The sequence below is a fragment of the Yimella radicis genome (assembly GCF_054778255.1).
Genome location: NZ_BAAGZR010000009.1, coordinates 378,973 through 400,988, shown reverse-complemented (window position 1 = coordinate 400,988; position 22,016 = coordinate 378,973). Strand labels below are relative to the sequence as shown.

The window sequence follows — 22,016 nt, the reverse complement described above, 5'->3', positions numbered from 1 at the left end:
CGGCAAGTCATTTCGCCGCTCTCGCGTGTCGTCGGCGCCTGCCGGCTTCGTCCGGGGCACGGCCTACGCTGCTCGGATGCCGGAAGATGACGCACGGCCTTCGGGGGCCAAGACATGGGAAGTGGTCGTCGGCTGGGTGGAGGAACGGATCCTCGACGGTCGGCTGGTTCGTGGATCGATGCTGCCCGCCGAACGCGAGCTGGCCACGCAACTGGGGGTCAGTCGAGCAGCCGTGCGCGAGGGCGTCCGCACCCTGCAGGCCAGCGGGGTGCTGTGTCCCAACGTCGGCGCGGGCGCGACCGGGGGGACGATGGTTGCCGGCGAACCACACGTGGCGCTGACCCGGATGTTGCGCATGCACGTCGCGCTCGCGAACTTTCCCGCCCGCGACGTCACGCAGGTGCGCGTCGTGCTCGAGCGTTTGTCGACCTCACTGGCCTGCGCCCACGCGGACGACGGCGCGCGTGCCCGGATGCGCGAGGCACTGAATGCGATGGACGACGATGAACTGACCCGCGAGGAGTTCAACCGGTTCGACACCGGGTTCCACGTCGCGATCGCGCGTGCCGCGGGCAACCGGCTGGCCACCGACCTGACCGTGGCGATCCGTGAGTCGATGCGGCAACCGATCATGCGCGGCTTCGACGAAGTTGCCGACTGGCACCTGCTGCGCAGTCAGTTGCGCGGTCAGCACCACGCGATCATGTCCGCCATCGACGCGCGGTCCGCCGCCGAGGCAGCCGATCTGGTAGAGCACCACATCTGGTCCGCCTACGAGGCGATGCCCCGGCTGCACTGAACCAGACCCGGGCCTAGCCCCAGCCGATCGCCCGCAGGATCGCCGCGGTCGCTCCAGCAAGCACGATCACCAGCAGGAACGGCGCTCGCAGACACAGTGCGAGGATCGCGACGAGGAGCCCGGTGGCGCGGGCGTCCACGACGGTCGAACCCTGCGGTCCGCCGAATGCCTGCACCGCGACGAGTGCTGCCAGCAGGGCGATCGGCAGGTACTTCATGATCCGGCTGATCAACGGTCCACCGAGCCAGTCGTGCGGGACGAGATAGCCCAGCAGCTTGGTGACCAGCGACAGCGCTCCGGCGAGCAGCACGATCGTCCACAGACTCATCGGCTGTCGTCCTGTGGGTCGATCGTCTTGTCGAGGTGATGCCCGAGCGTGTCCTGCAGGTCCTCGTCCACGATCGCCTCGCCGTCGGACCCCTCGGACGCGTCCGGCAAGGCACCGGCGACAACTGCTGCGAGTGCAGCGATGAGGATCGGCGTCCCCGCCGGTGCGTGTGGCGCCACGATCAGCGCGATCGCTGCCGCGGCCACGGCGGTGAGCCGCGTCCGCAGCGTCGTCAGTCGCGGCCAGAGCAGCGCTATGAAGGCGCCTGCCGCTGCGGCGTCCAGACCCCATTTCTTCGGATCGCCGAGTGCGTTGCCGAGCAGAGCGCCGGCGAAGGTCATCAGATTCCAGAAGACGAAGACCGCAATACCGGTCCACCAGAAGCCGACCCGGGTGCGCTCGCGATCGGGCTGTGCGATCGCGACGGCAGTCGACTCGTCGATCGTCAGGTGGGCAGCGACCACCGTGCGCCAGCCGCTCGCCTGAAGCAGTCGCGAGACCTGCAAGCCGTAGAACGCGTTGCGCAGCCCGAGCAGCGTGCTGGTGGTGACGGCGGCAACCCCGGTGCCTCCGGACGCGATCACGCCCACGAGCGCGAACTGGGACCCGCCGCTGAACAGCAACAGCGACAGCACCATCGCCTGCCACACATCGAGCCCGGCGGCGACGGCCAGTGCGCCGAAGCTCGTGCCGTACAGGCCGGTGGCAACGCCGATCCAAAGGCCTTGGCGGGCAACGGGTTCGGTATCTGCGGTGAGGTGGGGTCGAAGCGGCCTAATGCTCATGGTCGTGCGCTTGCTCCTCGAGCGGCGCCGAGGAATCGGTGTGCATTTCGATCTCCCGGACGGTGTCGCCCGCGGACGTCACGATGCGGTCGGCGTATCCACCGGACACCACGAAACCTGCGGTCGCGAGGAAACGGACAACAGGCGTGTCGCGCTCCATGATCCGGACGCGGACGTAGCTGCGGTCGTTGGCGGCGAGAGTGTCCATCGCGGCGTTGAGCAGCCGGGACCCGTGACCCTTTCCGCGGTGATCGGGGTGCACACCTCCGGCCAGGATCTCCGCTTCACCCTCGTGCGCGCCGTCCTGCATGACGGGGCCGACCGCCACGAACCCGACGATGGTGTCGAGTTCGGTGGCGACCAACAGTCGGTGGACCGGCGATGGGGGAGCAGCGAGCGAGGAGCGCCACGCCTGCTCGAACTCGGCCGCCTCGAAGGCTTGGAGGGTCTCCGGTTCGACGACGTCGGCGAATGCCCGTCGCCAGACCTGCGCCTGCACCTCTCCGACCGCGGGGAGATCGTCGGTCCGTGCCGTTCGCACACTCGCATCGCTCACCCGACCGATTCTCGCAGCCAGGATGGGATGGTCGCGCGCTGGTCCCACGACCTTGCACCGACGTGATTAGAGTGGCTCTCATGGCGTCGTGGAGTCCCCTGGACTGGCCGGTCGTCCGGCAGGCGCGTTCGGGCGACCTGTTCGGTCGTGGCCCGGCCGCCACCTCGCCCACCACCCGATCACTGCAGCCCCGCACCGCGACCGCCGACCGCGTCGTCCAGAGCATCTGCCCGTACTGCGCCGTCGGTTGTGGCCAGAAGGTCTACGTCAAGGACGAACGCGTCGTCCAGATCGAGGGCGATCCCGACTCGCCGATCTCGCGGGGACGCCTGTGTCCCAAGGGATCTGCCAGCGAGCAACTGGTCAACTCACCCGACCGACAGACCAAGGTTCTGTACCGCGCGCCGCGCGCGAAGGACTGGTCCGAACTGGACCGCGACACCGCGATCGACATGATCGCCGAACGCTTCATCAATGCCCGTCGACGCGGCTGGCAGGACCACGACGACCAAGGCCGTCCACTGCGGCGAACGATGGGCATCGCCTCGCTCGGCGGAGCCACGTTGGACAACGAGGAGAACTACCTCATCAAGAAGTTGTTCACCGCGGCCGGCGCGATCCAGATCGAGAACCAAGCTCGTATTTGACACTCCGCCACGGTTCCCGGTCTGGGAGCTTCGTTCGGGCGCGGCGGCGCCACCCAATCGCTGCAGGACATGGCCAACTCCGATTGCATCGTGCTGCAAGGCGGCAACATGGCCGAAGCACACCCGGTGGGGTTCCAGTGGGTTGCCGAGGCGAAGGCGCGAGGTGCGAGGGTCATCCATGTCGATCCGCGTTTCACGCGTACCGGTGCCGTCGCCGACAAGCACGTACCGATCCGTGCCGGCTCCGATGTCGCCCTGCTCGGTGGGCTGATCAACTATGTGCTCAGCAACGATCTGTGGTTCGAGGAGTACGTGGTCGCCTACACCAACGCCGCGACGCTGGTGAACGAGGAGTTCCGCGACACCGAGGACCTCGGCGGCCTGTTCTCCGGTTTCGACCCCGAAACCGGCAAGTACGACCCGAAGACCTGGGCCTACGAGCAGGGTGAGCCTGACTCCCAGGGAGCGGCGGGCAAGGAGCACGGCGCGCAGGCATCCGCTCGCGCGGCCGGTGATCAGCTCGGTTCCGGTGGCGCGAACACGGGCACGAGCCAGCCGCTTCGTGACGAAACACTCCAGCACCCGCGCACGATCTTCCAGATCCTCAAGCGGCACTACGCCCGCTACACCCCCGAGATGGTGCAGGACGTCTGTGGCATCACGGCCGCCGACTTCGAGTACCTCGCGAAGGCGATCACCGAGAACTCCGGTCGCGAGCGCACGACCTGCTTCGCGTACGCCACCGGCTGGACCCAGCACACGCTCGGCGCCCAGTTCATCCGTTGCGCATCGGTGCTGCAGTTGCTGCTGGGCAACATGGGTCGTCCGGGTGGCGGCATCATGGCGCTGCGCGGTCACGCGAGCATCCAGGGCTCGACCGACATCCCGACGTTGTTCAACCTGTTGCCGGGTTACCTGCCGATGCCGTTCGCGGGCAAGCAGGACACGTTGAACGACTACCTGACAAGCGTTCACAGCAAGTCGGAGAAGGGCTACTGGGCCAACGCCGACGAGTACCTCATCAGCCTCCTCAAAGCGTGGTGGGGCGATGCGGCGACGAAGGAGAACGACTTCGCCTACGACTATCTGCCCCGTCTCGACGGGCCGGCCGGCACCTACCAGACGGTGCAGAACATGCTCGCCGACCAGGTCGACGGCTACTTCATCCTCGGTCAGAACCCTGCGGTCGGCTCGGCCAACGGACGCATGCAGCGGTTCGGGATGGCCCGCCTGAAGTGGCTGGTCGTGCGTGACCTGCAGATGATCGAGTCCGCAACCTGGTGGAAGGACGGCCCCGAGATCGCCTCGGGCGAAATGCGCACCGAGGACATCGAGACCGAGGTCTTCTTCATGCCGGCCGCGACCCACGTGGAGAAGGCGGGGTCGTTCACGCAGACCCAGCGCCTGCTGCAGTGGCGTCACCAAGCGGTGCAGCCACCGGGGCAGTCGCAGAGCGAGTTGGAGTTCTTCCACGAACTCGGAGTTCGTATCCGCGCCAGGCTCGCCGACTCGACCGACGAGCGCGACCGCCCGTTGCTCGATCTCACCTGGGACTACCCGAAGGACGCGCACGGCGAGACCGACTCCGAAGCGGTGCTGGCCGAGATCAACGGTCGCTACGTGACGGGCCCGAACGCCGGCAAGCCGATCAACGCCTACACCGAGCTGAAGAACGACGGCTCGACGATCTGCGGCTGCTGGATTTATGCGGGCGTGTACGCCGACGGCATCAACCACGCCGCCGATCGGGTGCCGCACGGCGGTCCCAAGCCCGCGCAGTCCGAGTGGGGCTGGGCCTGGCCGGCGAACCGCCGCATCCTGTACAACCGCGCGTCCGCCGACCCCGACGGCAAGCCGTGGAGCGAACGCAAGAAGTACCTGTGGTGGGACGCCGAGCAGGGCAGGTGGGTCGGCGACGACATCCCGGACTTCCCGGACGACCTCGCGCCGGGTACGCGTCCGGACGCGGGTATCGGTGGGCCACAAGGCCTTTCGGGCGATGACCCGTTCGTCATGCAGGCCGACGGCAAGGGATGGCTGTACGCACCCAACGGTCTGGTCGACGGCCCGATCCCGACGCACTACGAGCCGCCGGAGTCGCCTGTGACCAACGCGCTGTACCCGCAGCAGGGCAGTCCGACGCGTGTGATCATCGCGCGGGACGACAACGTGCAGGCGCCGAGTGCCGCTGCGTCGCAGGTGTATCCGTACGTGTTCACGACCTACCGGTTGACCGAGCACCACACCGCGGGCGGCATGAGCCGTTTCCTGTCGTTCCTGTCCGAACTGCAGCCGGAGATGTTCTGCGAGGTGTCACCGCAACTTGCGCAGGAGGTCGGGCTGGAGGCCTACGGCTGGGCGACGATCATCTCCGCGCGCGCGGCGATCGAGGCGCGGGTGCTGGTCACCGACCGGATGACACCGCTGCAGGTCGGTGGTCGTACGGTCCACCAGATCGGGCTGCCCTACCACTGGGGCGTCGGCAACGAGGCGCTGGTCAGCGGTGACGCCGCCAACGACCTCATCGGTCTTGCGCTCGATCCGAACACCCAGATCCAGGGGTCCAAGGCGGGACTGTGCGACATCCGTCCCGGACGTCGGCCGACCGGAGCCGCAGTGATGGACCTGGTGCGTTCCTACCAGGCTCGCTCGGGCACCGACCTGGAGACCGACAACCTGCGCATCACCGATCGGGTGCACGAGACCGTGAACCCGGATCCGCAGGACAGCGACCAGGACGAAAGCGCTCCGGGGCAACACGATTCGCAGGGTTCGCAGAAAAGTTCGAACGAGAAGGAGGGCTGAGCTGATGGGACAGTTCTCCGGGCCGACCGATCCCACCGCCGACGCCCACTGGCACACGCACGAGGAGCGCAAGGGCTTCTTCACCGACACCTCGATCTGCATCGGCTGCAAGGCGTGCGAGGTGGCGTGCAAGGAGTGGAATCACAACCCCGCCGACGGCGACTTCAAGCTGTTGGACTCCTCCTACGACAACACCGGCGAACTGAGTGCTGACACCTGGCGCCACGTCGCGTTCATCGAGCAAGGCAAGGCCGACATCGAGCAGGCCCGCGAGTCGGGTCGACAACTCGTGTCGTTGGGCATGCCGAAGGTCGGCGCACCCGTGGCACCCGAACCCGACCCCACACCTGCGGACACCCCTGAGTTCCGCTGGCTGATGGCGTCCGACGTCTGTAAGCACTGCACCCACGCCGGGTGTCTTGACGTCTGCCCGACGGGTGCTTTGTTCCGCACCGAGTTCGGCACGGTCGTCGTCCAGGACGATGTCTGCAACGGTTGCGGCACGTGTGTCGCCGGGTGTCCGTTCGGTGTCGTCGAACGGCGTCGTGACGGCACGGCCGCTCCGCGCACGCAGCGGGGCAAGCACGTCAAGAACAGCGGCGTCGCGCAGAAGTGCACGCTCTGTTACGACCGGCTGCTCGACGACCAGACGCCGGCGTGTGCGAAGACGTGCCCGACCACGTCCATCAAGTTCGGCGATCACGACGACATGGTCGAGACCGCCCAGGAGCGCGTCGCGCAGTTGCACGCCGAGGGTCGCACCGAGGCACGTCTGTACGGCGCGAACGAGAACGACGGCGTCGGCGGCATCGGATCGGTGTTCCTGCTGCTGGACGAACCCGAGGTCTACGGGTTGCCGCCCGACCCGCGGGTGCCGACCGCAGACCTCAACTCGATGTACCGCCGTGCGACCGTGGCGGCTGTCGGCATGATCGCGGCAACGGCGGTCGCGTTCGCGAGTGGCCTATGAGCGACTTCGACAGTTACCGGCCGCCGGAGCCGCCCCGCAAGCGGCGCCGCGACAAGATCGGTGGCGCGGTCCGCAGGCGTGCCCGTGGGTGGCGCGACGGCGGCGACGGTGCGCGCGAGATGCTGATGGTGCCCGATGTCGAGTTCACCTCGTACTACGGGCGACCCGTCGTGAAGCCGCCGCCCTGGGGCCACGAGGTGCCGGCCTACCTGTTCCTCGGTGGAGTCGCCGGTGGATCCGGTCTGATCGCCTTCGCCGCTCAGTTGACCGGTCGCGAACTGCTGCGCCGCAACGCACGTCTGGGTGGCTTGGCCGCGATCAGCCTCGGCGGCGCAGCGCTGGTGAAGGACCTCGGTCGTCCCGACCGGTTCTACAACATGCTGCGCACCTTCAAGGTGACCTCGCCGATGAGCATGGGCTCGTGGATCCTCACCGGTTACAGCGTCGGTGCCGGCGTGGCAGCGGTCGCCGAGATCGACCGCCTGACCGCCGACCGATTGCCGTTCGGGCCGCTGCGCCCGGCGCTGCGCTGGGTCGAACCGTTCTCCGGTTTCGAAGCGGCGTTGTTTTCGCCGCCGCTTGCCTCGTACACCGCAGTTCTGTTGTCGGACACCGCGAATCCAACCTGGAACGACGCCCGCAAGTACCTTCCGTTCGTGTTCGTCAGTTCGGCGACTCTTGCTGCGTCGGGCTTGGCGATGATCACGACCCCGGCGTCCGAGACCGGTCCGGTGCGCATGTTGGCAGCGCTCGGCGTCGTCGGCGACGTGGTGAACATGAAGGTGTTGGAGCACTCGATGGACCCGACCGTCGTGGAGACGCTGCATCAGGGCAATCCGGGCAAGATGCTGCGGTGGGCCGAACGCCTCGCCGTCGCCGGCGGCGTCGGCGCCCTGATCGGTGGACGACTTCGTCCGATCGCGGTCGTCTCCGGAGCGGCGTTGTTGACCGCGTCGGCGCTGACCCGCTTCGGCGTGTTCGAGGCCGGCATCGAGTCTGCCAAGGACCCGAGGTACACCATCGAGCCGCAGAAGCGCCGCCTCGCCGCCCGTCGGGCCCAGGGCATCACCGACGACTCGATCACGACCGCCCGCTGACCTGACCGTTGCTTCGCTGGTACTCGCCGCTGTTGCGTGCGGGACGCGAAACTTCGCGAAGTCTCGCACCTTGACTGCAACTGTTGCGCTCCCGGGACTCGCAACAGTTGCCTCACTTCGGGCGAGGGTCAGGTGGGGGTCAAGCGATGATCTCGATGCCCGCGCCGTCCACGGTGCGCCCGATCACCGGGTGGCCGGGCAACTCCCCGACGACCAACAACCCGCCGGACGTCTGCGCGTCCGCCAGGAACAGCAGGTCGTCCTCACTCACGCCCGAACCGACCGACAGATGCGGACGGACCCAGTCCAGGTTCCGTCGCGTCCCGCCCGACACGAACCCGTCGCGCAACGCGTCCAGTGCACCATCGACCGCCGGCACTGCCGCGCGTTCGATCACGGCACCGACACCGGACCCGCGCATCATCTTGTGCAGATGTCCGAGCAACCCGAACCCCGTGACATCGGTGGCGGCTTCGAGACCGGCGTCCACCGCGGCAACCGACGCATCCCGGTTCAGCGTGGTCATCAACTCGATGGCCTGCGCGAAGACCTCGCCGGTGGCCTTGTGCCGGTTGTTCAACAGTCCGACGCCGATCGGCTTGGTCAAGGTGATCGGTAGGCCGGCGCGGGCAGCGTCGTTGCGTAGCAACCGTTTCGGGTCGGCGACGCCGGTGACCGCCATACCGTACTTCGGCTCCGGATCGTCGACGCTGTGTCCGCCGAGCACCGGGCAGCCGGCTTCGTCCGCGACTGCAAGACCGCCGCGGAGCACCTCGGTCAGCAATTCCATCGGCAGCACGTCGCGTGGCCAACCGACCAGGTTGATGGCAACGACCGGTCGCCCACCCATGGCGTACACGTCCGACAGTGCGTTGGCGGCGGCGATGCGTCCCCAGTCGTACGCGTCGTTGACGACGGGGGTGAAGAAGTCGGCGGTCGAGAGCACCGCGAGGTCGTCGCGCACGCGGACAGCAGCTGCGTCGTCGCCGGCATCGATGCCGACCAGGATGTCATCGCCTCGCCGGCCGACCAGGTCGCGGACGGCGTCCTCGAGCTCGCCGGGCGGGATCTTGCAGGCACACCCGCCGCCATGGGTGTAGTCGGTGAGCCGATAGTCGTTGCGGTCGATCGCCATTCCGTCACTGTATGGACACCAGGTGTCCGCAGAAGGAGTGACCTGACCCGCGAGTCATGCGGACTTTCGGTTAGGTTGTCCGCGGAGGCGTCAGGGTTCCTGGTGGGCCCCCCGGTCTTCAAAACCGGCGAGTCCGAGTATCTCGGGCTGGCGGGTTCGATTCCCGTCCGCCTCCGCCACACGTTTCAGGGTTCGGGGAGGGCGAGTGAGCACGGACGATCCGCGCAGCCGTATCCCGCGCACCGACGCACTCCTCACCTCTGCTGCGGCGCAGGACGCACGGACGTGCCTGGCGGAGGGACGCATCCAACAAGTCGTCCAGGACGTCCTCGCGCGGGCTCGCCGAGGTGATATCGCACCGGAATCGGTCGAGCCCGAGTTGTCGGATCGCCTTTCCGCAGAACGACCTTCGCGACTGACTCCGGTCATCAACGCGACCGGGGTCGTCGTCCACACCAATCTCGGCCGAGCCCCGTTGTCCCCGGCAGCCGCCGCTGCGGTGCAGCAGGCGAGCGGTTACGTCGATGTGGAGATGGATCTCGCTGCCGGCGTCCGGTCCAAGCGGGGCACCGCAGCCCGGGACGCACTGCTCGACGCGTGCCCGGTGGCTGAGGCCGCGCTCGTGGTGAACAACGGAGCAGCGGCGCTCGTCCTTGCCACCACGGCCCTCGCTGCCGGCAAGAAGGTCATCCTCAGTCGGGGTGAGTTCATCGAGATCGGAGCCGGGTTCCGGCTGCCCGACCTCATCGAGTCCGCCGGTGCGCGTCTTTGTGAGGTCGGCACGACCAACCGCACCTCGGTGGCCGATTACGTCGATGCGATCAGCGAAGAGACCGGGTGCATCCTCAAGGTGCACCCGAGCAACTTCCGGGTTCACGGCTTCACCCGGTCGGCGGACGTGGCCGAACTGCGCTCTGCGGTGGGCGAACTCCCAATCGTCCATGACCTGGGCAGCGGCCTACTGGCGCCGGACCCGACCTTGCCCCACGAACCTGACGCGTCGACTGCTCTGACCGACGGGGCCGACCTCGTCATCGCCAGCGGCGACAAACTGCTCGGGGGGCCGCAGGCAGGCATCCTGCTGGGCAAAGCCGAGCTCGTCGAGCGGCTGGCGAAGCACCCGCTGGCCCGGGCCGTCCGGGTCGACAAACTCACCCTGGCCGCGCTGGAAGCGACCCTCGCCGGGCCGACGCCTCCGGTCAGCCAGTACTTGCACGCGGACGCCGCCCAGCTCAGGAAGCGTGCCGAGGCAATCGCTGGGCCGCTCGGCGTGCAGGTCGTGCCGCACGACGGACGCGTGGGTGGCGGGGGAGCACCCGGAGTTGCGTTGTCAGGGTGGGCGATTCATCTACCGGAGAAGGTCGCTGCACTGCTGCGCACCGGTGACCCGGCGATCCTGACGCGGGTACACGACGGAGCCTGCCTGCTCGATCTGCGATGCGTTCCCGAGCAGGACGACACCCGTGTGCTCGACGCACTTCGAGCCGCGCTCGGTTCCTGATGTACGTCGTCGCCACCGCTGGTCATGTCGACCACGGCAAGAGCGCGCTGGTGCGTGCACTGACCGGCACCGATCCCGACCGCTGGGCGCAGGAGAAGCGCCGCGGTCTCACCATCGACCTCGGATTCGCCTTCACCACAACGGCATCCGGCGCCAAGCTTGCGTTCGTCGATGTGCCCGGTCATCAACGATTCATCGCCAACATGCTCGCCGGCCTCGGTCCGGCGCCGGTGGTGATGTTCGTGGTGGCCGCCGACTCCGGTTGGCAGGCACAGTCCAGTGATCATCGGGACGTGGTCGGGGCGCTCGGTATCGATCGCGGCCTGGTCGTCGTGACCAAATCCGACCTGGCTCCGGACTCTGTGCAGGACGTGATCGCCCAGGCCAGAACGGAGTTGGCGAGTACCGGGCTGGCGAACGCCGCCGCAGTGGCCGTCAGCGCGCGCACCGGCGACGGTCTCGACGAATTGCGATCAGCCCTCGCAACACTGATCCACGAACTTCCAGAACCGGATCCGACGTCGCGAGTCAGGTTCTGGGTCGATCGCTCGTTCACCGTGAAGGGCGCCGGCACCGTCGTCACCGGAACATTGCCCGCCGGCGCTGTCGCGCATGGCGACCACCTGGAGCTGCTCGGCAAGAAAGCAGGGTCGATGTCGGTCCGCGGCATCGAGAGTTCGGGGGAGTCGCTGGAGCGCGTCGGGCCGGTCAGCCGTGTTGCGCTGAACCTGCGAGGGGTGTCCCACGACGACGTCGGTCGCGGCGACGCGCTCGTCACTCCGGGCGCGTGGCGCGCGATCGACACCATCGACGTCCGACGGGTCAGTGGTGAAAGCCTGCGGGAAGCGCCGGAGCATCTGGTCGCGCACCTCGGGACCGCTGCGGTACCCGTCCACGTCCGGCCGCTGGGCGACGATCATGCTCGGCTCGTACTGGAGCGTCCGCTTCCGCTCACCCTCGGCGACCGGATGGTGCTACGTGATCCAGGGCGCCGCATCGTCGCGGGAGTACAGATCATCGATCCGGAACCGATGCCGTTGCGGCGCAGAGGTGCTGCCAGGCAGCTCGCCGAAGCGCTCGCCGAACGTCCGACCGATGGCGACTGCGCCACGGAGGTGAAGCGGCGCGCGACGGTGCGTCCGGAACACCTCCGACAGCTCGGCTTCTACGTGTCTGAACCACCGACGGGCGTGCTGTCCGTCGACGTCTGGTGGGTGGACGCAGCGGCATGGGATCGATGGGCCGAGCGTTTGCGGGGGGCCGTCGAGACTGACCGGCGCAGCGACCCACTCAGTGCCGGCCTCACCGTGGCGGCCGCGAAGGATCGTCTCGGTCTTCCCGACGTCGCCCTGCTCGGCCCGCTGGCGCAGAAGTCCGGTCTGACGGTGAGCGCCGGACGCATTTGCGCAGGCGACGCCGGTCTCGGAGCGCTCGAGCCGGCCGTCGCTGCCCTGGAGACTCACCTGAAGGGCACGCCGTTCGAGGCGCCGACCGCGGAACAGCTCAGCGACTGGGGGCTCGGCGTCCGACAGCTCGCCGCAGCCGAACGGGCAGGCCGGATCATCCGGATCGCAGAGGGTGTCGTGCTGCTGCCCACCGCACCGGCGCTTGCCATGGGGACCCTCGCGACGCTCGATCAACCCTTCACCGCCAGTCAGGCCCGACAGGCGCTCGGGTCCTCACGGCGCGTCGTGATTCCGCTGCTGGAACTCCTCGACGCCAAGGGTTGGACCTGCCGGGACGCCGACGGCGCACGGCACGTGGTCCGGTGACCGATGTGACACCTTCGTGCACAGTTGCAATTCGGTGTAATACGGGTCACACTGGACGGTATGTACGGCAACGACTTCGGTGACCCCGACGAGGCCCTGAACGCAGCCGAGGGCGGCGGTCTGGACGACGTGCTCGACACCGCCACCCAGCGTGGTGACGGCGGCGATTTCGACGACCTGATCGACGCGGACCTTCGCATCGAGCCGCGTGACGCGATGCCGCAGGAGTACCGCCAGACGCTCATCCGCCAGATCGCCCAGCACGCCCACTCGGAGATCATCGGCATGCAGCCGGAGGGCAACTGGATCACCCGCGCTCCGTCGTTGCGGCGCAAGGCGATTCTCATCGCGAAGGTGCAGGACGAGGCGGGTCACGGTTTGTACCTGTACTCCGCAGCCGAGACGCTCGGTGTCGATCGCAGCGAGCTGCTCGACAAGCTGCACTCGGGTCGGCAGAAGTACTCCTCGATCTTCAACTACCCGACGGTGTCCTGGGCCGACGTGGGTGCGATCGGCTGGCTGGTCGACGGCGCCGCGATCATGAACCAGGTGCCGCTGTGCCGCTGCTCCTACGGTCCGTACGCCCGCGCGATGATCCGCGTCTGCAAGGAGGAGTCCTTCCACCAGCGCCAGGGCTTCGAGTCGCTGTACACGATGTCGCAGGGCACCGAGCGTCAGAAGGCGATGGTGCAGGATGCTGCGAACCGCTGGTGGTGGCCGGCGCTGATGATGTTCGGGCCGCCTGACACCGGTGAGCATGCCAACGAGGGCCGCACCGCGCAGTCGATGGCCTGGGGCATCAAGCGCTTCGCCAACGACGAACTGCGTCAGAAGTTCGTCGACATGACCGTGCCGCAGGCGCAGAAGCTCGGCATCGAACTGCCCGACCCCGACCTGAAGTGGAACGAGGAGCGCGGCCATTACGACTTCGGTCCGATCGACTGGGACGAGTTCTGGCGCGTGCTCAAGGGCGACGGCCCATGCAACGAGCAGCGGATGAACCACCGGGTCACCGCGCACGAAGAGGGTGCGTGGGTGCGCGAAGCCGCCACCGCGTACGCGGACAAGCAGCAGGCACGAACGCAGGGAGCAGTGGCATGACCGATGTCGACAAGCGCGAATGGCCGCTGTACGAGGTGTTCGTCCGCAGCAAGCGTGGCCTTTCACATGTGCACGCCGGTTCGTTGCACGCACCGGACGAGGAGATGGCGCTGCGCAACGCCCGTGACCTCTACACCCGTCGCCAGGAGGGCGTTTCCGTCTGGGTGGTGAAGGCCTGCGACATCAGCGCGTCCAGCCCGGACGAGCGCGACAGTTTCTTCGACCCGGCGGTCGACAAGGTCTACCGGCACCCGACGTTCTACGACGTTCCCAAGGATGTCGAGTACCTGTGATGGAAAAGGTTGCCGTGCAAACGGATTCGACGATCGCTGACTACCTGCTCGGCCTGGCGGATGATGCCTTGATCTACACCCAGCGTCTGGGGGAGTGGGTCTCGCGTGCTCCGCAGATCGAGGAGGACATGGCGCTCGGCAACATCGCGCTCGACCAGCTCGGTCAGGCGCGCGCGCTGCTCACCCGCGCCGGCCAGGTCGACGGCACCGGCCGCGACGAGGACGCTCTGGCCTACCTGCGGGACGAACGCGAGTTCCGCAACGTCCACCTCGTCGAGCGCCCTCGCGGCGACTTCGGTTTCGAGATGGCACGGCTGCTCTGGTTCTCCGCCTACCAGTTCGAGTTGTACTGCGCACTCGTGAACAGCACGGACGAAGTCGTTGCCGGCGTGGCTCGCAAGGCCATCAAGGAGGTCACCTACCACCGCGACCACGCCACCCAGTGGGTGCTGCGTCTCGGCGACGGCACGCAGGAGTCGCACGAGCGGATGCGGGACGGTCTCGAAGCGGTAGCTCCGTATGTGGCCGAACTCTTCGACGACTCCGAATCCGCCTCTGCCGCAGCAGAATCCGGCGTCGGCGTCCTGCCGTCGTCGCTGCGTGAAAAGACAACCGCGTACGTTCGCTCCGTGACCGACGAAGCGACCCTGGAGTACGTCGACTCGGCCCGTTTCGCCGCACGTGGCGGGCGCACCGGTGTGCACTCCGAGGCGATGGGCTACCTGCTGGCCGAGATGCAGCACATCCACCGCTTGCACCCGGACGCCACCACATGGTGATGACGATGTCCCGGATCGAGAAGGTCGAAGCGGCGGTTCGCGCCGTACCCGACCCCGAGATCCCGGTGATCAGCCTGGACGACCTCGGAGTCATCCGCTCGTTCGAGGCCGACATCGATGCCGGCGTCGTGCACGTCATGATGACCCCGACCTACTCCGGTTGCCCGGCCATGGAGGCGATGTCGTCGTCCGTCGCGTCGGTGATCGCCCGGAGCGGCTTCGAGCCGCAGGTCAAGATCGTGCTGGACCCGCCGTGGACCACCGACTGGATATCGGAGTCCGGACGAAAGGCATTGCAACAGTTCGGTATCGCACCGCCTGGCCCGGCGGGCCGCCCGGCAGGGCCGGTCGGTCTGACGATCGCGCGGCGCACCGTCTCATGTCCCGTGTGTGGCAGCGCGCACTCGCAGGTCGTATCCGAATTCGGTTCGACCGCGTGCAAGGCGTTGCGACGTTGTCTGGACTGCAAGGAACCGTTCGAGGAGTTCAAGCCGCTGTGACCGCACTCATCTCCACACCTACCCGCCGTCGTGCCCAGTTCCACGAACTCGAGGTCGTCGACGTCCAACGCCTGACCCCCAACGCCGTCGCGGTGACCTTCGCGGTGCCCGACGAGTTGGCGGACGACTTCAGGTTCGCGCCCGGTCAGCACCTGACTCTGCGCCGCACCATCAACGGCGAGGACGCCCGTCGCTCCTACTCGATCTGCATGTCACGCCCGGAAGCGTTGCGCCGCAAGGTGATTCGTGTGGGATCGGCCGAGGTCGACGGGGGACTGATGTCCACCTGGTTGAACCGCGAGGTCAAGGTCGGCGATCGCATCGACGTCATGACCCCGCTGGGTTCGTTCACCTCTGCGCCGTCGGACACCGAGGCGCGGCACCACGTCGCGATTGCGGCCGGCTCTGGGATCACCCCGGTACTGTCACTGCTGACCTCGACGCTCGAGGAGGACGACGACTCCCGCGTGACGCTGGTCTACGGCAACCGCCGCACCGAGTCGATCATGTTCTTGGAGGAACTCGAGGACCTCAAGAACCAGTACCCCGGACGCGTCCACCTGATGCATGTGCTGTCGCGCGAGCCGCAGGATGTCGAGTGGCTCAACGGCCGCATCGATGCCGAGAAGCTCGAGTTGCTGTTCGGTACGGTGCTCCCGGTCGAGACCGTCGATGACTGGTACCTGTGCGGCCCGTTCCAGATGGTCGAGACCGCACGGAAGCTGTTGTCCGACAAGGGCGTCAGTGACGACCACGTGCATCACGAGGTCTTCCACGTCGATGACGGCACCACCCCGCAACAGCGGGTCGAGGTCGACAGGTCCGCACCGGCCGAAGCAGTCGTCACCGTCAACCTGGACGGTCGCACGACGAAGGTGGAGATGCCGTCCAAGGCCGAGACCATCCTGGACGCCACCCTTCGCGCCCGACCCGACGCGCCGTTCTCCTGCACCGGTGGAGTGTGTGGCACCTGCCGCGCGCGCGTCGTCTCGGGCGAGGTCACGATGGACCGCAACTACGCCCTCGAGCCCGACGAAGTGGCTGCCGGCATCATCCTCGCCTGCCAGTCCCACCCCGTCACCGACGAAGTGACCCTCGACTATGACGCCTGACCAAGACACGCTGGTCGAGTAGTGAGGGAGCGCTAGCGACTGAGCGCGATCGAGACCTGGTGACGGTCAGGACTCAGCCGGATGTGGTTGAGCCTCAGCGGTGTCGCGCGGCCCTAACCCCGCTCGTCCTGCTTCAACGCTGTGTCAATGGTCAGCGCCGCAGCAATGCACAGCGATTTCAACGGCTCGGGCAGGTCGTAGTGGATGTTCACGGCGTAGTTGTCGGCCGTGGTGAACATCGTGGTCAACAGCCCCTCCCAGGTCTTGGTGACCCGGGCGACCTCGGTGCCGTGAGCATCCAGCATCGCGAAGTCCCAGGCCCGCCAGTTCTCGGCGTTCAACGAACCGATCTCCTGGCCGTTCGCCTCGATGCCGAACTTGATCTTGCCGAACATGTTGCGCTGCACCAGGCGTCCGATCTCACGACCCTGCGGGTCCTGCACGATCACCGACGACTTCATGACCTTCGCCGGGCGGGTCAGCTGCAGCAGCACCTGTCCCTGGTTGTCGCGAACCTCGAGCTTGTGGGTGAGGAACTGGTCGTAGTTGGTCATCAGCCGGATCGCCTTGCGCATGCCGCTCTGGCCGACCTGCACGACGGCCCCGAGCGTCGAACCGTCGGCCGCGTAGACCGTGTACTCGTTGGTGATCTCGATGACCTTGCGCTTCTGGCTGACAACGAGAGTCTTCTCGGTGAATACGTTACGACCCGCTTCGGCCGGACGATGACCGGCAGGACCGCTCATCTGCCCGCCGAACGACTGGTCGCCGTACCCCTGGGCGATGCTGTCGTTGAACCGGTTGACCGCACCGACGACACCCTGTTGGCCGGGCTGCTGGACGTAACCCGGCTGCTGGCTTGCACCCGCGGCGTACGGGTCGTGGGGTGCGTTGCCCGGCGCTTGCGCCGGCGGCGGAGTGCCCCAATTCTGGCCAGGCGCAGCCTGATCCGGGGTCTGGGCGTACGGGTCCTGCGCGTTGGGGGCAGCCTGCGCGTACGGGTCGCGGGGTTGTGCCTGGGCGTAAGGGTCGTGAGCCTGCTGGCCGCGCCCCGATGCCGCGTAGGGGGCCGCCGCCGGCGACGCGCTCGAGTCGTTGCGGTGGCCCGGTAGACGGACCGGACCGGGTTCGGGTGACTCCCCGAAAGCGGGTTGCGACGACTGCGCCGCGGACGACGCATCCGGGTTCGGTTTGGTGAAGTCGGTCCACTCGTCGCCGTCCCAGAAACGCAGTTTGCGCGGGTCCTTGGGGTCCGGCCGCCAGCCCTTGTCAGTCATTGCGTCATCGTCGCACGAGCACCTACGTGCACGGGTGGGTCACACGAAGATCGGGGGAGCATCCGGTGAACCGAACGCCGCCTTCACCAGCCGCCGGTGCAACGGGATGAACGGCAGCCGGGACGCCTCGTCCACATCGACCCACGCGACCTCGGTCACCTCGTCGGACAGCCCCGGCGTACCCGACACCAGCCGAGCCCGGAAGCACACTCCATAGATCTGCGTATGGGCTGACCCGTCATGGGAACGGATCACGATGTCGGGATCGGTGTACACGCCGATCAGCGACTCGACCTCGACCTGGATTCCGGTTTCCTCGTAGGCCTCGCGGATCGCGGCCTCGGCGAACGTCTCGCCCGGATCGATGCCTCCACCGGGAAGACACCACAACGAGTTGTCCTCGCGGCGGGTGACCAGCAGTCGACCGTCCTGGATGACGGCGACCGAGGCGCCGATCTTCGCGCGGGCACCGCGACCGACGCGATCACCGAGCACCAGCGTGGCGCGCGGAACGGCGCGTTCGTAGGTCACCCAGGCGAACCCGTCCTGCGGATCGCGCGATGTTTCGCGCCACTGGTCGGATGTGAGCGTGGGGAAGTAGGTGTCGCCGTCGACCTCGACGTCGATCTCGGTCAGCAGGATGCGATCGGCGAACGGCAGGGCCTGCTGGTAGATCTGAGCTCCGCCGACGATGAACACGTCGTCGTCGCCGACCATCGCGAGCGCGTGGTCGAGGCTGGACGCGGTCTCCACGCCTTCGCCCGACCAGCCGGCCTGTCGGGTGACCACGATCGAACGGCGGCCGGGCAGGGCGCCCATCGCGTCGAAGGTCTTGCGCCCCATGATCATCGGGTGACCCATGGTGGTGCGTTTGAAGTACTTCAGGTCGTCGGGTAGGTGCCATGGCATGTCGCCGTCGCGGCCGATCACTCCATTGCGCGACCTCGCCGCGATCATGCTGATCGTCATACCGCGATCGGCGCCTTGATGCTCGGGTCGGCGACGTAACCCTCGAGCGAGATGTCGTCCAACTCGAACGCGTCGATCTCTCGGATCTGCGAATTCAACTGCAGGATGGGCAGTTGCTTCGGCCTCCGGGTCAGCTGCTCGCGGGCCTGATCGAGATGGTTCACATATAGGTGGGCATCGCCCAACGTGTGCACGAAGTCGCCGACCCCGAGCCCGGTCACCTGGGCGACCATGTGGGTCAGCAAGGCGTACGAGGCGATGTTGAACGGGACGCCGAGGAAGACGTCCGCCGACCGCTGATACAGCTGACACGACAGCTTGCGTTCGCCGGACTCGTCGGCGGGGGAGACGTAGAACTGGAACATCGTGTGACACGGCGGTAGGGCCATGTCGTCGACCTCGGCGACATTCCACGCGGAGACGATGTGGCGACGAGAGTCGGGGTTGGTGCGGATCGACTCGATCACCTTCGCCAATTGATCGACGTGCTGCCCGGACGGCGTCGGCCAGGACCGCCACTGGTGCCCGTAGACCGGTCCGAGGTCGCCGTTCTCGTCGGCCCACTCGTCCCAGATCGTGATGCGACGCTCCTGCAGCCACTTCACATTGGTGTCGCCGCGCAGGAACCACAACAACTCACCGAAGATCGAGCGCAGGTGCAGCTTCTTGGTGGTGAGCACCGGGAAGCCCTCGTTGAGGTCGAACCGCATCTGGTGACCGAAGACCGAAAGGGTGCCGGTGCCGGTGCGGTCGTCCTTGCGGGCGCCCTCGCGCATGATTCGGTCGAGCAGATCGAGGTATTGCTGCATGACTCGGACGCTATCAGCGGCCTCGGACAGCAACCGACCGCGAGTTGCGCGGGTGTGACCCAGATCACAATAGGCGTCTGTAACGGATTGCGGCCGGTGTCGATGTACCCGGTGATCGCGTTGCCACCCGGACCCCCGAGCGGGTGGCAACGCGATCGCCATTTCCGCCACCGATAGCCTGGGATCCATGACGAGCAATCCCTTCGGACGCATGATCACCGCGATGGTGACCCCGATGAACGACGACGGGTCCATCGACTACGACGGAGTGCAGGCGCTCGCGAAACACCTGGTCGACAACGGCCACGACGGACTGGTCGTCAACGGCACCACCGGTGAGTCGGCGACGACCACGGACGAGGAGAACGTCGCCACCGTCAAGGCCGTCGTCGAAGCGGTCGGTGACCGCGCTCGTATCACCGCCGGCGTCGGCACCAACGACACCGCACACTCCGTCGCAGCAGCAGAGGCCATCGCCGCCGTGGGCGCGCACGCCGTGCTGATCGTCACCCCGTACTACAACAAGCCGACGCAACCCGGCATCATCGAGCACTTCCGAACCGTCTGTGCCGCAACCGGATTGCCCGCCATGGCCTACGACATCCCTGGCCGCACCAGCATGGCGCTCGCGAGCGACACCATCCGTCGTCTGGCGGAGATTCCGGAAATGCGGGCTGTCAAGGACGCGAAGGGCGACCTTTTCGAGGCGTCCAAGCTGATGGCCGAGACCGATCTGCTCTGGTTCTCCGGCGACGACGTGCTCAACCTGGCCTGGTTGGCGATGGGTGCGTCCGGAGTGGTGAGCGTGGTCGGTCACGTGGCGGGCAAGCAGTTCGCCCGAATGATCGCCGCCGTCGGCACGGGCGACCTGGAGACCGCGCGCAGCATCCATACCCAGCTGATCCCGGCGATCGAGGCCCTGATGAACACCAGTCAGGGCGCGATCATGGCCAAGGGTGCGATGAAGGAACTCGGCATCATCGGCAGCGACCACGTGCGCCTGCCGTTGCTGCCCATCACCGACGAACACCGCGACGTGCTGCGTAACGGTCTGACCCAGGCAGGACTTCTGTGAGCCACCCGCACCCCGAACTCGGCGCGCCGCCGCCGCTGCCCAAGAACGGCGTCCGCGTCGTCGCCCTCGGCGGTCTCGGCGAGGTCGGCCGCAACATGACCGTCCTGGAATTCGACGGACGCCTGCTCGTCGTCGACTGCGGCGTGCTGTTCCCGGACGACCACCCGGGCGTCGACCTGATCCTTCCGGACTTCGACTACCTGCGGAACCGGCTGGACGACATCGAGGCCATCGTGCTCACCCACGGGCACGAGGACCACATCGGAGCCGTCCCGTACCTGCTGCGTCTGAAGCCGGACATCCCGCTGATCGGCTCGACGCTGACGCTTGCGCTCATCGAGGCCAAGCTCAAGGAACACCGCATCACGCCTTACACGATGGCGGTCAAGGAAGGCGGACGGGAGAAGCTCGGTCCGTTCGACTGCGAGTTCGTGGCCGTGAACCACTCGATCCCGGACGCCCTCGCTGTGTTCGTCCGGACGCCCGGCGGCACCCTGCTGATCACCGGCGACTTCAAGATGGACCAGTTGCCGCTCGACGGCCGCATCACCGACCTGCGCGCTTTCGCGCGGCTTGGTGAGGAGGGCGTCGACCTGTTCCTCACCGACTCGACCAACGCCGAGGTGCCGGGCTTCACCACGCCCGAGAAGGACATCACCCCGGCGATCGAGCGGGTCTTCGCAAAGGCCGAGCGGCGCATCATCGTCGCGTGCTTCGCCTCTCACGTGCACCGCGTGCAGCAGATTCTGAACGCCGCCGAGGCGCACGGCCGCAAGGTCGCGATGGTCGGCCGGTCGATGGTGCGCAACATGGGCATCGCCGCCGACCTGGGCTACTTGAAGATCCCGGACGGCATCCTGGTCGACGCGAAGAAGCTCGGTGACCTGCGCGACGACCAGGTGGTGCTCATCTGCACCGGGTCGCAGGGCGAGCCGATGGCGGCGTTGTCGCGGATGGCGAACCGCGACCACCAGATCGACGTCGGTCACGGCGACACCGTCCTGATGGCGAGCTCGCTGATCCCCGGCAACGAGAACGCGATCTACCGGGTGATCAACGGACTGATGCGACTCGGTGCGAACGTGGTGCACAAGGGCAACGCGCTCGTGCACGTCTCCGGTCACGCGAGTGCCGGTGAACTCCTCTACTGCTACAACATCGTCAAGCCCAAGAACGTCATGCCGATCCACGGCGAATGGCGCCACCTGGTGGCCAACGGTGACCTCGCGGTCGCGACCGGCGTGCCCGAGCGCAACGTGCTGCTGGCCGAGGACGGCGTAGTCGTCGACCTCGTCGACGGTCAGGCCTCGATCACCGGTGTCGTGCCGTGTGGATACGTGTACGTCGACGGTTCACTCGTCGGCGCCACCGACGAGACCATGCTGAAGGACCGTCGCATCCTGCGCGACGAGGGCTTCGTCACGATCATCGTCGTGCGCGACTCCTCGACCGGCCAGATCGTCGCCGGCCCCGACATCCGGACGCGTGGCTTCGCCGAGGACACCGACGTCTTCGACAAGGTGGTACCCAAGATCGAGGACGCGCTCGAAGAGGCCCGCCGCAAGGGTGTCAACGACTCCCACCAGCTGCAGCAGGTCATCCGTCGTGCGGTCGGGGGCTTCGTCGGTGGCAAACTGCGCCGCCGGCCGATGATCATCCCGATCGTCATCGACGCCTGACCTGTCCCGCTGGTTGAGCCGTCGTCA

At 67.2% G+C, this 22,016-nt stretch carries 20 protein-coding genes and 1 tRNA gene; 14 read left to right on the top strand and 7 right to left on the bottom strand.

Annotation, left to right across the window (positions count from 1 at the left end; all coding sequences use genetic code 11):
• Positions 1 to 76: 76 nt before the first annotated feature.
• Positions 77 to 799 (top strand): FadR/GntR family transcriptional regulator, encoded by a 723-nt coding sequence (locus tag ACYU8W_RS08990; protein ID WP_499468414.1) that lies wholly within the window; start codon positions 77 to 79, stop codon positions 797 to 799.
• 13 nt (positions 800 to 812) lie between these two features.
• Here the strand turns inward: ACYU8W_RS08990 and ACYU8W_RS08985 are convergent, their stop codons facing one another.
• The 3 genes from ACYU8W_RS08985 to ACYU8W_RS08975 are packed head-to-tail and all read right to left on the bottom strand — an operon-like array spanning position 813 to position 2,468.
• Positions 813 to 1,127 (bottom strand): AzlD domain-containing protein, encoded by a 315-nt coding sequence (locus ACYU8W_RS08985; RefSeq protein WP_499468413.1) that lies wholly within the window; start codon positions 1,125 to 1,127, stop codon positions 813 to 815.
• Positions 1,124 to 1,912: an AzlC family ABC transporter permease gene (locus tag ACYU8W_RS08980; protein WP_499468411.1), complete on the bottom strand. Its 789-nt coding sequence runs from the start codon at positions 1,910 to 1,912 to the stop codon at positions 1,124 to 1,126. The genes ACYU8W_RS08985 and ACYU8W_RS08980 overlap by 4 nt, the downstream gene beginning before the upstream one ends.
• On the bottom strand, positions 1,902 to 2,468 hold the full coding sequence (locus tag ACYU8W_RS08975; protein ID WP_239702089.1) for a GNAT family N-acetyltransferase: 567 nt from the start codon (positions 2,466 to 2,468) through the stop codon (positions 1,902 to 1,904). The genes ACYU8W_RS08980 and ACYU8W_RS08975 overlap by 11 nt, the downstream gene beginning before the upstream one ends.
• Positions 2,469 to 2,548: 80 nt before the next feature.
• On the opposite strand from ACYU8W_RS08975, the gene fdh reads away from it, so the two are divergent.
• From fdh to nrfD, 3 genes are read left to right on the top strand one after another with little or no spacing between them, the layout of a single operon-like run.
• A complete protein-coding gene (gene fdh, locus ACYU8W_RS08970; RefSeq protein ID WP_499468409.1) occupies positions 2,549 to 5,920 on the top strand; it encodes a formate dehydrogenase in 3,372 nt (1,123 codons plus the stop codon).
• Between the two features lie 4 nt (positions 5,921 to 5,924).
• Positions 5,925 to 6,890 carry a 4Fe-4S dicluster domain-containing protein gene (locus tag ACYU8W_RS08965; protein ID WP_499468407.1) on the top strand — a complete coding sequence of 322 codons (966 nt, stop codon included), beginning with the start codon at positions 5,925 to 5,927 and terminating at the stop codon, positions 6,888 to 6,890.
• Positions 6,887 to 7,987, top strand: coding sequence for an NrfD/PsrC family molybdoenzyme membrane anchor subunit (nrfD, locus tag ACYU8W_RS08960; protein ID WP_499468405.1), 1,101 nt, complete (start codon positions 6,887 to 6,889; stop codon positions 7,985 to 7,987). The genes ACYU8W_RS08965 and nrfD overlap by 4 nt, the downstream gene beginning before the upstream one ends.
• A 139-nt stretch (positions 7,988 to 8,126) precedes the next feature.
• Here nrfD and selD read toward each other — a convergent pair whose 3' ends face one another.
• A complete protein-coding gene (gene selD, locus ACYU8W_RS08955) occupies positions 8,127 to 9,122 on the bottom strand; it encodes a selenide, water dikinase SelD (protein WP_499468403.1) in 996 nt (331 codons plus the stop codon).
• A gap of 83 nt (positions 9,123 to 9,205) precedes the next feature.
• Here selD and ACYU8W_RS08950 point away from each other — a divergent pair.
• The 8 genes from ACYU8W_RS08950 (at position 9,206) to paaE (ending at position 16,180) form a co-directional block, all read left to right on the top strand.
• Positions 9,206 to 9,301 (top strand) — tRNA-Sec (locus ACYU8W_RS08950).
• 26 nt (positions 9,302 to 9,327) lie between these two features.
• Positions 9,328 to 10,623, top strand: a complete 1,296-nt coding sequence (selA, locus tag ACYU8W_RS08945) for an L-seryl-tRNA(Sec) selenium transferase (RefSeq protein WP_499468401.1) — start codon at positions 9,328 to 9,330, stop codon at positions 10,621 to 10,623.
• On the top strand, positions 10,623 to 12,395 hold the full coding sequence (gene selB / locus ACYU8W_RS08940; RefSeq protein WP_499468399.1) for a selenocysteine-specific translation elongation factor: 1,773 nt from the start codon (positions 10,623 to 10,625) through the stop codon (positions 12,393 to 12,395). Before selA ends, selB begins: the two co-directional genes overlap by 1 nt.
• Before the next feature lie 60 nt (positions 12,396 to 12,455).
• On the top strand, positions 12,456 to 13,496 hold the full coding sequence (gene paaA / locus ACYU8W_RS08935) for a 1,2-phenylacetyl-CoA epoxidase subunit PaaA (RefSeq protein WP_499468397.1): 1,041 nt from the start codon (positions 12,456 to 12,458) through the stop codon (positions 13,494 to 13,496).
• The gene (gene paaB / locus ACYU8W_RS08930) at positions 13,493 to 13,789 is read left to right on the top strand and encodes a 1,2-phenylacetyl-CoA epoxidase subunit PaaB (protein ID WP_129624937.1); all 297 of its coding nucleotides are present in this window, start codon (positions 13,493 to 13,495) and stop codon (positions 13,787 to 13,789) included. The genes paaA and paaB overlap by 4 nt, the downstream gene beginning before the upstream one ends.
• The gene (gene paaC / locus ACYU8W_RS08925) at positions 13,789 to 14,568 is read left to right on the top strand and encodes a 1,2-phenylacetyl-CoA epoxidase subunit PaaC (RefSeq protein ID WP_499468395.1); all 780 of its coding nucleotides are present in this window, start codon (positions 13,789 to 13,791) and stop codon (positions 14,566 to 14,568) included. The genes paaB and paaC overlap by 1 nt, the downstream gene beginning before the upstream one ends.
• A 5-nt stretch (positions 14,569 to 14,573) precedes the next feature.
• The gene (gene paaD / locus ACYU8W_RS08920; protein ID WP_499468393.1) at positions 14,574 to 15,068 is read left to right on the top strand and encodes a 1,2-phenylacetyl-CoA epoxidase subunit PaaD; all 495 of its coding nucleotides are present in this window, start codon (positions 14,574 to 14,576) and stop codon (positions 15,066 to 15,068) included.
• Positions 15,065 to 16,180, top strand: coding sequence for a 1,2-phenylacetyl-CoA epoxidase subunit PaaE (gene paaE / locus ACYU8W_RS08915; protein WP_499468391.1), 1,116 nt, complete (start codon positions 15,065 to 15,067; stop codon positions 16,178 to 16,180). Before paaD ends, paaE begins: the two co-directional genes overlap by 4 nt.
• Before the next feature lie 113 nt (positions 16,181 to 16,293).
• Here paaE and ACYU8W_RS08910 read toward each other — a convergent pair whose 3' ends face one another.
• Genes ACYU8W_RS08910 through ACYU8W_RS08900 form a run of 3 tightly spaced genes read right to left on the bottom strand, consistent with a single transcriptional unit; the run spans position 16,294 to position 19,235 of the window.
• Positions 16,294 to 17,457, bottom strand: a complete 1,164-nt coding sequence (locus ACYU8W_RS08910) for an LURP-one-related family protein (RefSeq protein WP_499468389.1) — start codon at positions 17,455 to 17,457, stop codon at positions 16,294 to 16,296.
• 39 nt (positions 17,458 to 17,496) lie between these two features.
• A complete protein-coding gene (locus ACYU8W_RS08905) occupies positions 17,497 to 18,426 on the bottom strand; it encodes a dihydrofolate reductase (RefSeq protein ID WP_499468387.1) in 930 nt (309 codons plus the stop codon).
• Entirely contained in the window at positions 18,423 to 19,235 is an 813-nt protein-coding gene (locus tag ACYU8W_RS08900) for a thymidylate synthase (protein WP_499468385.1), read from the bottom strand. Before ACYU8W_RS08900 ends, ACYU8W_RS08905 begins: the two co-directional genes overlap by 4 nt.
• Before the next feature lie 187 nt (positions 19,236 to 19,422).
• Here ACYU8W_RS08900 and dapA point away from each other — a divergent pair, with 187 nt between their 5' ends.
• The gene (gene dapA / locus ACYU8W_RS08895; RefSeq protein ID WP_499468383.1) at positions 19,423 to 20,310 is read left to right on the top strand and encodes a 4-hydroxy-tetrahydrodipicolinate synthase; all 888 of its coding nucleotides are present in this window, start codon (positions 19,423 to 19,425) and stop codon (positions 20,308 to 20,310) included.
• The gene (locus ACYU8W_RS08890) at positions 20,307 to 21,989 is read left to right on the top strand and encodes a ribonuclease J (protein WP_499468382.1); all 1,683 of its coding nucleotides are present in this window, start codon (positions 20,307 to 20,309) and stop codon (positions 21,987 to 21,989) included. The genes dapA and ACYU8W_RS08890 overlap by 4 nt, the downstream gene beginning before the upstream one ends.
• Positions 21,990 to 22,016: the final 27 nt, after the last annotated feature.